This is a genomic window from Streptomyces sp. NPDC052052 (assembly GCF_040680455.1).
Lineage (GTDB): Bacteria > Actinomycetota > Actinomycetes > Streptomycetales > Streptomycetaceae > Streptomyces.
Genome location: NZ_JBFAWU010000010.1, coordinates 36,210 through 48,274, shown reverse-complemented (window position 1 = coordinate 48,274; position 12,065 = coordinate 36,210). Strand labels below are relative to the sequence as shown.

Annotated in this window: 12 protein-coding genes; 6 read left to right on the top strand and 6 right to left on the bottom strand. The window is 68.7% G+C overall.

The window, feature by feature from the left end:
* Position 1 precedes the first annotated feature (1 nt).
* Positions 2-1,195 carry a dipeptidase gene (locus AB0L71_RS14030; RefSeq protein WP_365242147.1) on the top strand — a complete coding sequence of 398 codons (1,194 nt, stop codon included), beginning with the start codon at positions 2-4 and terminating at the stop codon, positions 1,193-1,195.
* Between the two features lie 180 nt (positions 1,196-1,375).
* On the opposite strand, the gene AB0L71_RS14025 is transcribed toward AB0L71_RS14030, so the two are convergent.
* The 3 genes from AB0L71_RS14025 to AB0L71_RS14015 all read right to left on the bottom strand — a co-directional run bounded on the left by AB0L71_RS14025 (position 1,376) and on the right by AB0L71_RS14015 (position 3,987).
* Positions 1,376-2,353, bottom strand: a complete 978-nt coding sequence (locus AB0L71_RS14025; RefSeq protein WP_365242145.1) for an SGNH/GDSL hydrolase family protein — start codon at positions 2,351-2,353, stop codon at positions 1,376-1,378.
* A 608-nt stretch (positions 2,354-2,961) separates the two neighbouring features.
* Positions 2,962-3,489 carry a hypothetical protein gene (locus tag AB0L71_RS14020; protein ID WP_365242144.1) on the bottom strand — a complete coding sequence of 176 codons (528 nt, stop codon included), beginning with the start codon at positions 3,487-3,489 and terminating at the stop codon, positions 2,962-2,964.
* Positions 3,490-3,624: 135 nt separating this feature from the next.
* Positions 3,625-3,987 (bottom strand): VOC family protein, encoded by a 363-nt coding sequence (locus AB0L71_RS14015; RefSeq protein WP_365242142.1) that lies wholly within the window; start codon positions 3,985-3,987, stop codon positions 3,625-3,627.
* A 112-nt stretch (positions 3,988-4,099) separates the two neighbouring features.
* Between AB0L71_RS14015 and AB0L71_RS14010 the strand changes: the two genes are divergently transcribed.
* Positions 4,100-4,612, top strand: coding sequence for a CGNR zinc finger domain-containing protein (locus AB0L71_RS14010; RefSeq protein WP_365242140.1), 513 nt, complete (start codon positions 4,100-4,102; stop codon positions 4,610-4,612).
* Positions 4,613-4,727: 115 nt separating this feature from the next.
* Here AB0L71_RS14010 and AB0L71_RS14005 read toward each other — a convergent pair whose 3' ends face one another.
* Positions 4,728-6,071, bottom strand: coding sequence for a UDP-glucose/GDP-mannose dehydrogenase family protein (locus AB0L71_RS14005; RefSeq protein ID WP_365242480.1), 1,344 nt, complete (start codon positions 6,069-6,071; stop codon positions 4,728-4,730).
* Between the two features lie 199 nt (positions 6,072-6,270).
* Between AB0L71_RS14005 and AB0L71_RS14000 the strand changes: the two genes are divergently transcribed.
* On the top strand, positions 6,271-7,428 hold the full coding sequence (locus AB0L71_RS14000) for an acyl-CoA dehydrogenase family protein (RefSeq protein ID WP_365242478.1): 1,158 nt from the start codon (positions 6,271-6,273) through the stop codon (positions 7,426-7,428).
* Between the two features lie 123 nt (positions 7,429-7,551).
* Here the strand turns inward: AB0L71_RS14000 and AB0L71_RS13995 are convergent, their stop codons facing one another.
* Entirely contained in the window at positions 7,552-8,496 is a 945-nt protein-coding gene (locus AB0L71_RS13995) for a hypothetical protein (protein WP_365242476.1), read from the bottom strand.
* Positions 8,497-9,075: 579 nt separating this feature from the next.
* A complete protein-coding gene (locus tag AB0L71_RS13990; RefSeq protein ID WP_365242138.1) occupies positions 9,076-9,507 on the bottom strand; it encodes a VOC family protein in 432 nt (143 codons plus the stop codon).
* Positions 9,508-9,843: 336 nt separating this feature from the next.
* On the opposite strand from AB0L71_RS13990, the gene AB0L71_RS13985 reads away from it, so the two are divergent.
* The 3 genes from AB0L71_RS13985 to AB0L71_RS13975 all read left to right on the top strand — a co-directional run bounded on the left by AB0L71_RS13985 (position 9,844) and on the right by AB0L71_RS13975 (position 12,053).
* Positions 9,844-10,722 (top strand): helix-turn-helix transcriptional regulator, encoded by an 879-nt coding sequence (locus tag AB0L71_RS13985; protein ID WP_365242136.1) that lies wholly within the window; start codon positions 9,844-9,846, stop codon positions 10,720-10,722.
* Positions 10,719-10,928, top strand: a complete 210-nt coding sequence (locus AB0L71_RS13980; RefSeq protein ID WP_365242135.1) for a DUF397 domain-containing protein — start codon at positions 10,719-10,721, stop codon at positions 10,926-10,928. Before AB0L71_RS13985 ends, AB0L71_RS13980 begins: the two co-directional genes overlap by 4 nt.
* A gap of 114 nt (positions 10,929-11,042) precedes the next feature.
* Positions 11,043-12,053: a DUF5954 family protein gene (locus tag AB0L71_RS13975; RefSeq protein WP_365242133.1), complete on the top strand. Its 1,011-nt coding sequence runs from the start codon at positions 11,043-11,045 to the stop codon at positions 12,051-12,053.
* Positions 12,054-12,065: the final 12 nt, after the last annotated feature.

Sequence of the window (12,065 nt, the reverse complement as noted above, 5' to 3'; positions counted from 1 at the left end):
CATGGACCAGCTGAAGCGGGCCGCGGAACTCCTCGCCGAGTACCCCGTCGTCGACGGTCACAACGACCTGCCGTGGGCGCTGCGCGAGCAGGTCGGCTACGACCTGGACGCCCGGGACATCGCCACCGACCAGTCCGCCCATCTGCACACCGACATCCCGCGACTGCGCGCGGGCGGCGTCGGCGCGCAGTTCTGGTCCGTCTACGTACGCTCCGACATGGCGGGCGACGAAGCCGTCAGCGCCACCCTCGAACAGATCGACGTGGTCGCCGAGCTGATCGCTCGCCACCCCGCCGACCTGCGGCGCGCCCTGACGGCCGACGACATGGAGGCCGCCCGCGCCGAGGGCCGTATCGCCTCCCTGATGGGTGCCGAGGGCGGCCACTCCATCAACAACTCCCTGGGCACCCTGCGGGCCCTGCACGCCCTGGGCGTGCGCTACATGACGCTCACCCACAACGACAACATCGCATGGGCGGACTCGGCGACCGACGAGCCGGGCGTCGGCGGACTCTCGCCCTTCGGCCACGAGGTCGTACGGGAGATGAACCGCACCGGCATGCTGGTCGACCTCTCCCACGTGGCGGCCACCACGATGCGCGACGCGCTCGACACCTCCACCGCACCGGTGATGTTCTCGCACTCCTCCTCGCGGGCGATCTGCGACCACCCGCGTAACGTCCCCGACGACGTCCTCGGCCGGCTCCCGGCCAACGGCGGCATCGCCATGGCGACCTTCGTACCGAAGTTCGTCCTCCCGGCGGCCGTCGCCTGGACCCGGGCCGCGGGCGAGAACCTGCAGGCCCATGGCCTGCACCCGCTCGACACCACCCCGCAGGCCATGCAGATCCACGCGGCCTTCGAGGCGGCCAACCCGCGCCCGACGGCCACCGTGGCGACCATCGCCGACCACCTCGACCACATGCGCGAGGTCGCCGGGATCGACCACATCGGCATCGGCGGCGACTACGACGGCACGGCGTTCCTCCCGGACGGGCTCCAGGACGTCGCCGGCTACCCGAACCTGATCGCGGAGCTGCTCGGCCGCGGCTGGTCCGGTGCCGACCTCGCCAAGCTCACCTGGCAGAACGCGGTACGGGTGCTGCGCGACGCCGAGGCCGTCGCGCGCGACCTGGGCGCCCACCGGTCGCCGTCCCACGCCACGATCGAGCAGCTGGACGCCCGGCCCGCCTGAGCGACTGCCTGTCGCACGGCCCCGCGGAGTGACCTGCGCCCCGCCACACCCTTTGAACCGGGGCGTGGCGGGGCGTTCGTCGTGTGCGGCGGACAGCACGGGACAGCGGGCCCGCCGGGAGCCCGGAACCGCATCCGGCTGCGCCGACGACGGTTCACTTCGGTGGCTGTCGGGTGCGGTTCAGCTCACGCCGATGGCTTCCAGCATGGCTGCTGCGACGTGGTCGGCGGCGTTGCGGTGGCCGCGGGCGTTGGCGTGTACGAAGGCCGGCTGGTCAGGGACGCGGGTGAAGATGCCTTCCACCCACTTGCCGGCGTCGCAGACGCTGTGGTTCCGAGACGAGTCGTAGAGGTCGACGAAGGTGGCGGCGTCGTGTGTGCCGACCGATTTCTCGATGACCTTGTTGAGGGGTTCCAGGACGTCGGTGCGCAGCCAGTCCAGATCGCCCTGGGTGATCGAGCCGAACTGCTCCAGGTCGTTGTACCGGCACTTGGAGGTGTCCTCGGGGATGACCGTGGGATAGCCCACGGCCAGGATCTTCGCGTGCGGGGCTCGCTCGTGGAGCACGGTGAGCATCTCGTCGTAGTCTCTGCTCACCTTGTTCAGTCGACTGGGGATGTCGTCGGCCAGGTCGTCCCGGCACGGGGTGCCCACGCCACCGCTGCCGCCCCCCAGCTGGAGGCACTGGAAGAGGATGTCGGCGAAGCCGAGGGTGTTGCCGCCCGCGCCGACACTGATGACGTCGGTACCGGGACCCACCGCCGCGGACTGGGGAGGCACCGGAGGGAAGGGGTAGTCGGGGTCCTCGGAGATGGGTGGCAGGTGACGGCCGATCGGCTCCTGTGCCCTGAAGGTGATGTTCTCGATGGTGGCGGCGCCGCAGCTGACGTTGGTCAGGTCGAAGAGCGAGCCGAGGTCGCGGTCGATGACCTGCGGATAGGACTGGTCGGTGCGCTCGCAGCCGTCACGGGGCACTTCGAAGGTGTCGCCCGCGGCCGGGATGACCCCAGCGGTGTAGGAGTCGCCCAGCGCGACCCACTGATGAGCCGCCGCCGCGACAGCCGGGTGCGCCCCGACGAACTGCGCGGGCGCAAGGGCGCCCGCGGTGAGAGCTGCGGCTGATCCCAGCAGGGTCAGACGGGTACGGAAGTGTGCCATGAATCCTCCAGGTATGCGACATTGATGGCGCTTTGACCCTAGAGGGGTTGTAGCTATGCGTAATAGGGCAAATGCGGACAGTCATGTCCTTGGTGGTGCGGGTGCGTTGCGAGCGGGGTCGGCGTCGTGTGCCGATCGGGCGCACCTGTTGTTTGTCTGATCTGGCGTGGTACCTGCGCGGTGCGAGGCGGACCTTGATCGACTACTTGATCGCGGCCCGGCTCATGCGCCCCTGGCGGCTGTCCTGTTCTCGATCTTCGTTGGCAGGGCTCGCTCTTCGGTGAGGCGGCTCAACCTTCGCCGCGGCAGATCAGCGGCTCTGGAGGTGGCGTGCCATGCTCCGGCGGGAAGGATGCGCGGCGGTATGGATCCGGTCCTGCAGGGGCTCCTCCGGGCCCGCCGCGAACGGCGCGATCACGATCAGGGGGACGAGCCGCATTCCGGTGTCTGGGTGCTCCTGGGTCTGCACCCGCGCGCAGTACACGAACGTATTCTGATCCCCTCCCGCTCCGGATCCTTGTCCGTCCCCGACGGGAAGGGCGGTTGGGTGTGGAGAACGACTGGTGGAGTGAGCACGTCAGTCGTCTCCCCGCGCGAGGGATGGCCGGTCAGTCGACCGGCCACGCTTCGGCGTCGATCTTCTTCATGCATGCGTCCTCGAAGGCCGCCAAGGTGATCACGTTGTCCACCGGAGAGGCTCGGTACTCCACGACCATGGTCCAGCCGCGCTGCTTGAGGGGCACACGGGCTACGTGGACCACCCCGTCGCGCACCTCCTTGTGCTCCTTCTGTTCCTGGGGCTGTTGCCAGTCTCGCTCGCGCAGCTCGCCCAGCACCGCTTTGTAGCGGGCGATGTCGACCGTGGTGGTCTTGGTGGAGAAGCCCTTGAAGCCGACGCTGCACGATTGCGGCGAGCCGTCCGAAGCGTCCTCGTACGTGCGGCCGTAATCCGGTGCGTTCGCCGGAACACCTGCATCCGCGGCCGAGGTGTCGATGTCCGTGCGCACGACCTCCTTGGCGAGCGGACCGGTGCCCTTGGGGCGGGGTGGCGCCGGTGCGGAGGTGGCCGCCACCCCGGCATCGGCATCGCTCGTGCCGCAGCCCGCGGCTCCGAGCACGATGGTTGCTGCCGCCACGGCGGCCCACTTCGTCCTGCGCACAGTCCTACCCCCCACGTCGCGGGGGCGTGCGCCCCCGCGGTACTCAAGGGAGGAGTGTGCCACGGGGGACGACGCCGGCACGATGCCCCGTTCCTGACCGGTGCGCGGTCGTCAGCCGGTGCACAGACAGAACGGGTGCCCCGCAGGATCCGCGTACACCCGGAAGCTCCGCTCCCGGTCCTTCGCGTCCAGCGCGGTCGCGCCCCGCGCGAGCACCTCCCGCTCCGCCGTGTCCAGATCGGGCACGGTCAGATCCAGATGGAACTGCTGCGAGCCGTCCTCGCTCGGCCACCGCGGCGGTACGAAACCGGGAGCGGCCTGGAACGCGAGCAGGGTGCCCGCGAGGCCGGTCAGTTCCACCCAGTCCTCACCGCCGGGGGCGACCGTGCCACCCAGCAGTTCGGCGTAGAAACCGGCGAGCGCCTCGGGATCGGGGCAGTCCAGCACGACAGCGCCCAGTGTGGCCACAGCCATGACACTTCCTCCTTCGGTCGGGAACAGTCTTCGAGCAAGGCTGGTTACCGATAGAACGGTCCAACTGGTAACCGTTACTGCATGCTCCCGCATCGGGGGTAACGTCGCAACCATGAATGAGAAGGAGTCCGCGCCCGGCGGACTCGCGCTGATCGAGGCCCTGGTCAACACGCTGGACATCGAGACCGGCGCGGATGCGCTCGACACGGCGGACGGGCGCACTGCCTTCCGCCTCACCGAGTCCGAAGTGCCGGGCGCCCGCGTCCTGCGCGAGGCGCTCCGTACCGCCTGCCTCGCCCACGCCGGCCACCGCCCCCCGGCCGGCGCCGCAGCGCCCCCGCTCGACAGGCTCCTTGCCGCGGCGCCCCTGCGCGTCAGCGTGGACGGGGCGGGCGCCGCCTCGCTGAGCCCCGTCGTGGAACCGGCCGACCTGACCGCCCGCGTCGCGGCGGCCATCGCCGCCTCGGCGGCCGACGGCACCTGGGCCCGGCTCAAGGCGTGCGAGGCCGAGGACTGCCAGTGGGCCTACTACGACCGCAGCCCGGCGGGACGCCGCCGCTGGTGCTCCATGTCGGTGTGCGGCGCCCGGGCCAAAATGCGCACCTACCGCGCGAAACACAACTGAGAGACCCGGGCACGGGGTCAGGCCGAGCCCCGGGCCGGTACCGGGTCGGAGGGGGCTGATCCGAGCCGAAGCGGCTCTGATCCGGGCCGATGCGGCTCTGATCCGGGCCGATGCGTCAGGCCTTCGGCCGCCCCATCGCCCGGAACGTCCAGCCGGCCCCGCGCCACAGCTCGCTGTCGAGCGCGTTGCGGCCGTCCAGCATGATCCGGCGCGATACGACCGCGCCGAGCTCCGCCGGGTCCAGGTCGCGGAACTCGCGCCACTCCGTCAGATGCAGCACCACATCCGCGCCGCGCACCGCGTCCAGCGGCGATTCGGCGTACTGGAGGGTGGGGAAGACGCGCCGGGCGTTGTCCATGCCCTTCGGGTCGAAGACCGTGACCTGACCGCCCTGCAGGTGGATCTGCCCGGCCACGTTCAGCGCCGGCGAGTCCCGCACGTCGTCCGAGTCCGGCTTGAACGTCGCGCCCAGGACCGCCACCCGCTTGCCGAGGAAGGAGTCGCCGCCCACCGCCTCCCTGGCCAGCTCCACCATGTGACCGCGGCGCCGCATGTTGATCGAGTCGACCTCGCGCAGGAAGGTCAGCGCCTGGTCCGCACCCAGCTCACCGGCGCGCGCCATGAACGCGCGGATGTCCTTCGGCAGGCAGCCGCCGCCGAAGCCGATCCCGGCCCGCAGGAACTTGGATCCGATGCGCTCGTCGTGCCCTATGGCCTCGGCCAGCTTCTTCACATCGCCGTCGGCGGCCTCGCAGACTTCGGCCATGGCGTTGATGAACGAGATCTTCGTGGCCAGGAACGAATTGGCCGCGGTCTTCACCAGCTCGGCGGTCGGGTAGTCCGTCACCACGAACGGCGACCCCTCGGCGATCGGCACCGCGTACACCTGGCGCAGCAGCTTCTCTGACCGCTCGCTCGCCACACCCACGACGATACGGTCGGGGTGCAGGGTGTCCTTCACCGCGAAGCCCTCGCGCAGGAACTCCGGATTCCAGGCCAGCTCCGCCTCCGCACCTGCCGGCGCCAGCTCGGCCAGCCGCGCCGCGAGCCGGGCCGCCGAACCCACCGGCACGGTCGACTTCCCGACGACCAGGGTCGGTCGGGTCAGATGCGGTGCCAGCGACTCGAAGGCGTTGTCGACGTAGCTCATGTCGCAGGCGTACTCGCCGTGCTTCTGCGGGGTGTTCACGCAGACGAAGTGCACATCGCCGAAGGCCGCCACCTCTTCCCACGAGGTGGTGAACCGCAGCCGTCCGGTGGCTCCCTCGATGCCCTCCACGTGCTTGCGGAGCAACTCTTCGAGACCCGGCTCGTACATCGGGACCTTGCCCGCGCCCAGCATTGCGATCTTCTCGGGCACAACATCGAGGCCGAGCACTTCGAAGCCCAGTTCCGCCATGGCCGCGGCGTGGGTGGCACCGAGGTAGCCGGTGCCGATCACAGTGATCCTGAGGGCCATGGAACGCTCCTGGGAGATGCGGACAGACATGCGGTCAACGAGCATAGTCGTGCCTTCGGAGGCCCGGCTTCCGGCCGTGTGCACAGCTTCCGGAACCCCTGTCATGAAGCTCACGCGGGCGGTGCATAGGCCATCGCAGGAGCGGCGCTCTAAAATTGAGTTACTTAACGGTAGTTAGCATTTATGGGGAGTGAGCGTCTTGGCGGGTTCGACCGATTTCGACCTGTACCGTCCGGCCGAGGAGCACGAGATGCTCCGCGAGACGGTGCGCGCGCTCGCCGAGGCGAAGATCGCCCCGTACGCGGCGGCGGTCGACGAGGAGGCGCGCTTCCCGCAGGAGGCACGGGACGCCCTGACCGCGGCGGACCTGCACGCGGTGCATGTACCCGAGGAGTACGGCGGCGCGGGTGCCGACGCCCTCGCCACGGTCATCGTGATCGAGGAGGTGGCCCGTGCCTGCGCCTCCTCCTCCCTCATCCCCGCGGTGAACAAGCTCGGCTCGCTTCCGGTGATCCTGTCCGGCTCCGAGGACCTGAAGAAGAAGTACCTGGGCCCGCTCGCCAAGGGCGACGCGATGTTCTCGTACTGCCTCTCCGAGCCCGACGCGGGTTCCGACGCCGCCGGCATGAAGACCAGGGCCGTGCGCGACGGCGACTTCTGGGTGCTCAACGGCGTGAAGCGCTGGATCACCAACGCGGGCGTCTCCGAGTACTACACGGTCATGGCCGTCACCGACCCGACCAAGCGCTCCAAGGGCATCTCCGCCTTCGTCGTCGAGAAGTCGGACGAGGGCGTCTCCTTCGGCGCCCCGGAGAAGAAGCTCGGCATCAAGGGCTCACCGACCCGCGAGGTCTACTTCGACAACGTCCGCATCCCCGCCGACCGCATGATCGGCGAGGAGGGCACCGGCTTCGCCACCGCGATGAAGACCCTCGACCACACCCGCATCACGATCGCGGCCCAGGCCCTCGGTATCGCCCAGGGCGCCCTCGACTACGCCAAGGGCTACGTCCAGGAGCGCAAGCAGTTCGGCAAGCCGATCGGCGACTTCCAGGGCGTCCAGTTCATGCTCGCCGACATGGCCATGAAGCTGGAGGCGGCCCGCCAGCTCACCTACTCGGCCGCCGCCAAGTCCGAGCGCGTCGACGGCGACCTCACCTTCTTCGGCGCCGCGGCCAAGTGCTTCGCCTCCGACGTCGCGATGGAGATCACCACGGACGCGGTCCAGCTGCTGGGCGGTTACGGCTACACGCGGGACTACCCGGTGGAGCGGATGATGCGCGACGCGAAGATCACGCAGATTTACGAGGGCACGAACCAGGTCCAGCGGATCGTGATGGCAAGGAACCTTCCCTAGCAGGGTTTTTGCAGGGCCGGCGCCCAGCCGGCCGCGTAGTCGAAGCAACGGACAAGCCCCGGTCGCAAGGCCGGGGCTTGTCCGTTTGGTCTGAGCAGCGCCCGGAAGGCGGCCGGGGTCAGGTCACTGGGTGGCGAAGACTTCTTCGGCGGTGGTGGCGGTGGTGGCGCGGTGGAGCCACTGGCGTAGGAGTTGGGGGTCGTCGCAGTTGGTGATTTTCTGGCGGATCTCGTCGGTGACGGTGATACCGCGAACGCCGAGCATGAGGAGGAGCCCTTCGGCTCGGGCCTCTGCCCGGCCCTCGTTCAGGCCTTCTGCTCGGCCCTCTGCTCGGCCTTCTGCTCGGCCTTCGTCCAGGCCTTTGGCTCGGCCTTCTTCTCGGAGTTCTTCCGAGAGGGGCGACTTGTAGAAAGAAAGGTCCACGGCCACCAGGTTCCTCCACTGTTGTGCGGCCGGGCGGTTGCCCAGGCCCTGTGCGGTGAGTTCGACGATGGGGTCGGCGATGCTTTCCGGTGTGTCCCGCAGTGCGGCGGACAGGGTTTTCAGTATGGCATCGACGTCCGGATTGTCGGCGTGTGTGATCGTCGCCAGCGTGGCCAGTGCCAGGTCCTTGCGGGCCTCGGCCACATCCTTGATCACAGGCATGTTGTGCGGGCCCGCGACGAGGGGGTTCAGTGAGAGCGTCTGCCATTGGCGGAGGCCGATGGAAACGGGGCGTGCCGCCCATTCGGCGGTGGCCCGGTCCTGGCAGACGACCAGCAGGAGGACGGGCAGCGCGTATTTGTTGTGGAGATACGAGACGTAGTACGGCCAGCTGGTGGTCTTGGAAGGGTCCTTCTTGCCCTGGGCTTCGACGGCGAGGACGAAGGGGCCGTCGTGCTCCGTATCGATGCGCAGAAGGGTGTCCACCCGGCGTTCGAGAGGCCGCGTTTCGGTGAGGTCGGTGGGCAGGGCGGTCGCCGAGATTGGCGGTGGGATGTCGACCCCGAGCACTTCGGAGACGCGGGAGAAGAGGCCGGGATACTCCTGGAAGATGCGGTGCATTGCCTCGTGGGGCGAGCTGACCATGTACGTCCGTTCGGGGTGAGTGGCTGTTTCGTCCGGCGGCTGCGCGGCGCCCTGACCGGCAGTCGCCACAGCGGCCGGGGTGGGGGAGCGGTGCAGGCGCCTGATGCCGGTCTCGGCTCGGGCAGGAAGCGGCTGCCTGCGGAGTGCCGGACGTCGATGCCGAGGACCCCGGATGATGGCGTGGCGCCTCCGGGGAAGGCGTGTATGTCTGACGCTGTCGCGGCGAGCATAGGCACGCCAACCTGCATGAAAGCCAGCCGAGTTGCCCTGCTTCACCCGCGCGAGTGAAGGGGCGGGTATCGGAGGAGGGCGTTTTCCCTCCAGGACCCTGCTGCGCAATTCCGTGCGGGGTGACGGTGCGCGGGTGATCGTCCGTGCGGCCGCTGTCCTGTCGTGCGGCAGTGGGGGTGACGTGGATGTCGATGCGGCAGAAGAGGCTGCCAGAGATTCCGGCGCACACCGCGGCGTTGGCCCGGGCGGCGTTCCCGCAGGGGATCCTGACGATGTGGCGATGTGGGACAACGAGGCGACCATGCACACCCGTACGCTCTGCAACCGCCACACCAGTCAGCGACTGATCTACCGCACCACGGTGCTGTGGGGCTGATCGGAAGCCTCGCCGGAGATGAGCTGGGCGATCTCCCAGACGTTGCCGGAGGGATCGGCGAAGGCGGCAGTGCGGCGGCCCCAGGGGCGGTCGGTCGGACCGTTGAGAAGGGCCACGCCGTGCTCCACGAGCTCGGCGCACACGGCGTCGGCGTCCTCGACCTCGATGGTGAACAGCAGCCGCGCGCCGGCATCCGGGGCGGCAACCGGACGCGGCTCGACCAGGGTCGGTGCGTTCTCGGTCACCAGCAGGTTGATCATCGTGTTGTTGAGCTTGACCACTGCGGAGTCCTCGTTCTCGTAGACCACTTCGAGGCCGAAGACGTCCTGGTAGAACCGCTTCGCCTCGATGACGTCCTCGACGAAGAGCGTGATGACCTCAAGTCGGTCGAGTCCCTTGATCATTTATCCTCCGTATTCCGTTCTGGTCCATGCGAGTTGGCCGACCCTAACCCCCCCCGGTGATCCTCGACAGGAGAGGCGCTCCGGGTTTCGAGGCTTTACGTCTCCTCGGGTCGCCCACGGTGAACTTCCTGGCTGGAGCGGAATGTTCGGTTCGGGTGGCGTACTGCTTCACGTCACCCAGCGTGGCCGTACCTGCGTACCGTGAAGAGCAACGAGCCCCATATGTACGGTGATTGTCCGGTTCTTGTCCAGTGTTGTCCCGGCTGTCCGGGGTGACGTGCTGAGGGCGTCAGCGGTTGGGCCCGAAACAGCATGCACACCGGAAGTGGGGCACGGATGAGCGTGGACGAGACCGGCATGGAACGCGGCGACGCCGGGGCGGACGAGCCGGGCTGGGACGTCGATCCCGATGACGAGTCGGGGGCGGCCGTGGTCGCGGCGGTGGGCCGCCAGATCAGGGCCTGGCGGGAGTCGGTGGGGCTGCGGGCCGGTGAGTTCGGGGCGGCGATCGGGTACGGGGAGGACCTGGTCTACAAGGTGGAAGGCGGCCGTCGCATCCCTCGACCGGAGTTCCTGGACCGGGCGGACGCGGTGCTGGGTGCGGGCGGGAAGCTCGCGACGATGAAGGGGGACGTGGCGGAGGTCCGGTACCCGAAGAAGATCCGGGAGCTGGCCAAGCTGGAGGCCCGAGCAGTGGAGCTGTCGGCCTACGGCAACAGTAGTTTCCATGGCCTGTTGCAGACGGCCGAGTACGCGCGCGCGTTGTTTGCGATGCGGCAGCCCGCGTATCCGCAGGATGAAGTCGAACGAGGCGTGGCGGCGCGTGTGGCTCGACAGTCCATCTTCGAGCGGTCACCCGCTCCGACGCTCGGATTCGTCCAGGAAGAAGTCGTGCTCCGGCGCCCGCTTGGAGGCAAGATGGTGTTGCGCCGCCAACTTGAACACCTCCTGCAGATCGGCGAGTTGCGGAACGTCACGGTTCAGGTGATGCCGACCGACCGCGAGGAGCATGCGGGAATCGACGGAGGGATTCAGGTGCTTAAGTTCAAGGACGGTACGGCTGTGGGACGCTCCGACGGGGCGTTCGGTGGTCGCCCTGTCTCCGATCCGAAGCAACTCCGAATCCTTGAGCTGCGGTATGGCATGATCCGGGCCCAGGCTCTCAGCCCCAGGGAGTCGATGGCTTTCATCGAGAAAGTGTTGGGAGAGACATGATTCGCAAGCTGTCTGCCAGGGACGGTTCCGCGTTGGAGTGGGTCAAGAGCAGCCACAGCGACAGCAGTAACGGCAGCGAGTGCGTCGAGGTCGCCGCTGCCCCCGGCACGGTTCACGTTCGAGACTCCAAGAACGCCCAGGGCCCTCGCCTTGTCTTCGGGCCCAACGCCTGGTCGGGCTTTGTCTCCTACGCCGCCGGGCGCTGACCTCGCTCGGCCGGAAACCGTCGGCCCCGTGAGGATCCGTCGGCTGCGTACGCACCGGAGCCGCGTTCCCGCATTCCCCCCACCTCCCGTCCTCGGGATCGGCACACTGGGTGCATGACCGATCACCACGAGGTACCGCTGGATCACCTCGTCATCAATGTGCAGCGCCGGGACGACCCGGTGTCCCTGGTCACCGAGGCGGATGCGTTCGCCGCGTCCCTGACGTACGGGAAGATCGTGGTCCGGGGGCCGCTCTTCGGCATTGCCGAGCAGCGTCGCGGCGAGCGGCCGCGGTGGCGGCTGCTGACCGACATGGACACCGGCTATCCGCAGGATGCCCGCGACGAGCTGAACTCCTATCTCTGGTTCAAGGCCAAGGACGAAACGGACGACCCCCGTCAGCGGCGCATCCTGTTGGACGCGGTGGCCCGGCTGGAGACCGAGCCGCTGAATGAACTGACCGTCGGTGATACGCGCTACCGCGTCGTGCGTGCCGACGAGTTCGCCCGGACCGGTGAGGGACGCCTTGAGCCCCCCAGGCCCACGGACGTCGACTCGGAAGGCTGGGACCCCGGGGTGCGGACGCCCTCGACCACCAAGGGCTTCGTCATCGACCACGCGGCGGCGGTGGGGCTGACGGAGGGGCTGGACCGGATGGACCTGTTGCCGCTGGTGTACACCTCGGAGCGCTTCCCCGCCGATGTGCTGGCGGATTCGCAACGGGCGTTGCGGACCCATCCGGGCCTGGTGCTGTTGCCGGTCGCCTTCCGGGTGATGGAGCGCAAGGAGCAGTCCTGGTCGATGGCGTCGATCCAGCACCCCACCCCGCAGGACGCACGGCGCTCACTGGCCCAGTATCTGAAGACCGTCCTGCCGCTGACCGGGGAGGTCGACGAGCAGGAGGCCGCGGTGTATGCGCGGGCTGCGGAGGCGTTCACGCGGCGGGTGCGGCCCAACGAGCTGGAGGTGCGTGGACGTTGCTTCGAGATCGCCCGGATCGAACGGATGATGCGCGTCGGTCCCACGGGCCCGGAAGGTCCACGGCGTTCGGACATCGACATCCAGGAGCCCATGCAGATCCATCCCAGCATGGACGAGTGGGGCAACGTCTCCTACAGCTCCTGAGGCCTTTCGTCC

Excerpts from the sequence above, each read along its gene's own strand:
- AB0L71_RS14030 (WP_365242147.1), top strand. The coding sequence starts at position 2 with ATGGACCAGCTGAAGCGGGCCGCGGAACTCCTCGCCGAGTACCCCGTC.
- AB0L71_RS14025 (WP_365242145.1), bottom strand. The coding sequence starts at position 2,353 with ATGGCACACTTCCGTACCCGTCTGACCCTGCTGGGATCAGCCGCAGCT.
- AB0L71_RS14015 (WP_365242142.1), bottom strand. The coding sequence starts at position 3,987 with ATGGCTGTGGCCACACTGGGCGCTGTCGTGCTGGACTGCCCCGATCCC.
- AB0L71_RS14010 (WP_365242140.1), top strand. The coding sequence starts at position 4,100 with ATGAATGAGAAGGAGTCCGCGCCCGGCGGACTCGCGCTGATCGAGGCC.
- AB0L71_RS14005 (WP_365242480.1), bottom strand. The coding sequence starts at position 6,071 with ATGGCCCTCAGGATCACTGTGATCGGCACCGGCTACCTCGGTGCCACC.
- AB0L71_RS13995 (WP_365242476.1), bottom strand. The coding sequence starts at position 8,496 with ATGGTCAGCTCGCCCCACGAGGCAATGCACCGCATCTTCCAGGAGTAT.
- AB0L71_RS13990 (WP_365242138.1), bottom strand. The coding sequence starts at position 9,507 with ATGATCAAGGGACTCGACCGACTTGAGGTCATCACGCTCTTCGTCGAG.
- AB0L71_RS13985 (WP_365242136.1), top strand. The coding sequence starts at position 9,844 with ATGAGCGTGGACGAGACCGGCATGGAACGCGGCGACGCCGGGGCGGAC.
- AB0L71_RS13980 (WP_365242135.1), top strand. The coding sequence starts at position 10,719 with ATGATTCGCAAGCTGTCTGCCAGGGACGGTTCCGCGTTGGAGTGGGTC.
- AB0L71_RS13975 (WP_365242133.1), top strand. The coding sequence starts at position 11,043 with ATGACCGATCACCACGAGGTACCGCTGGATCACCTCGTCATCAATGTG.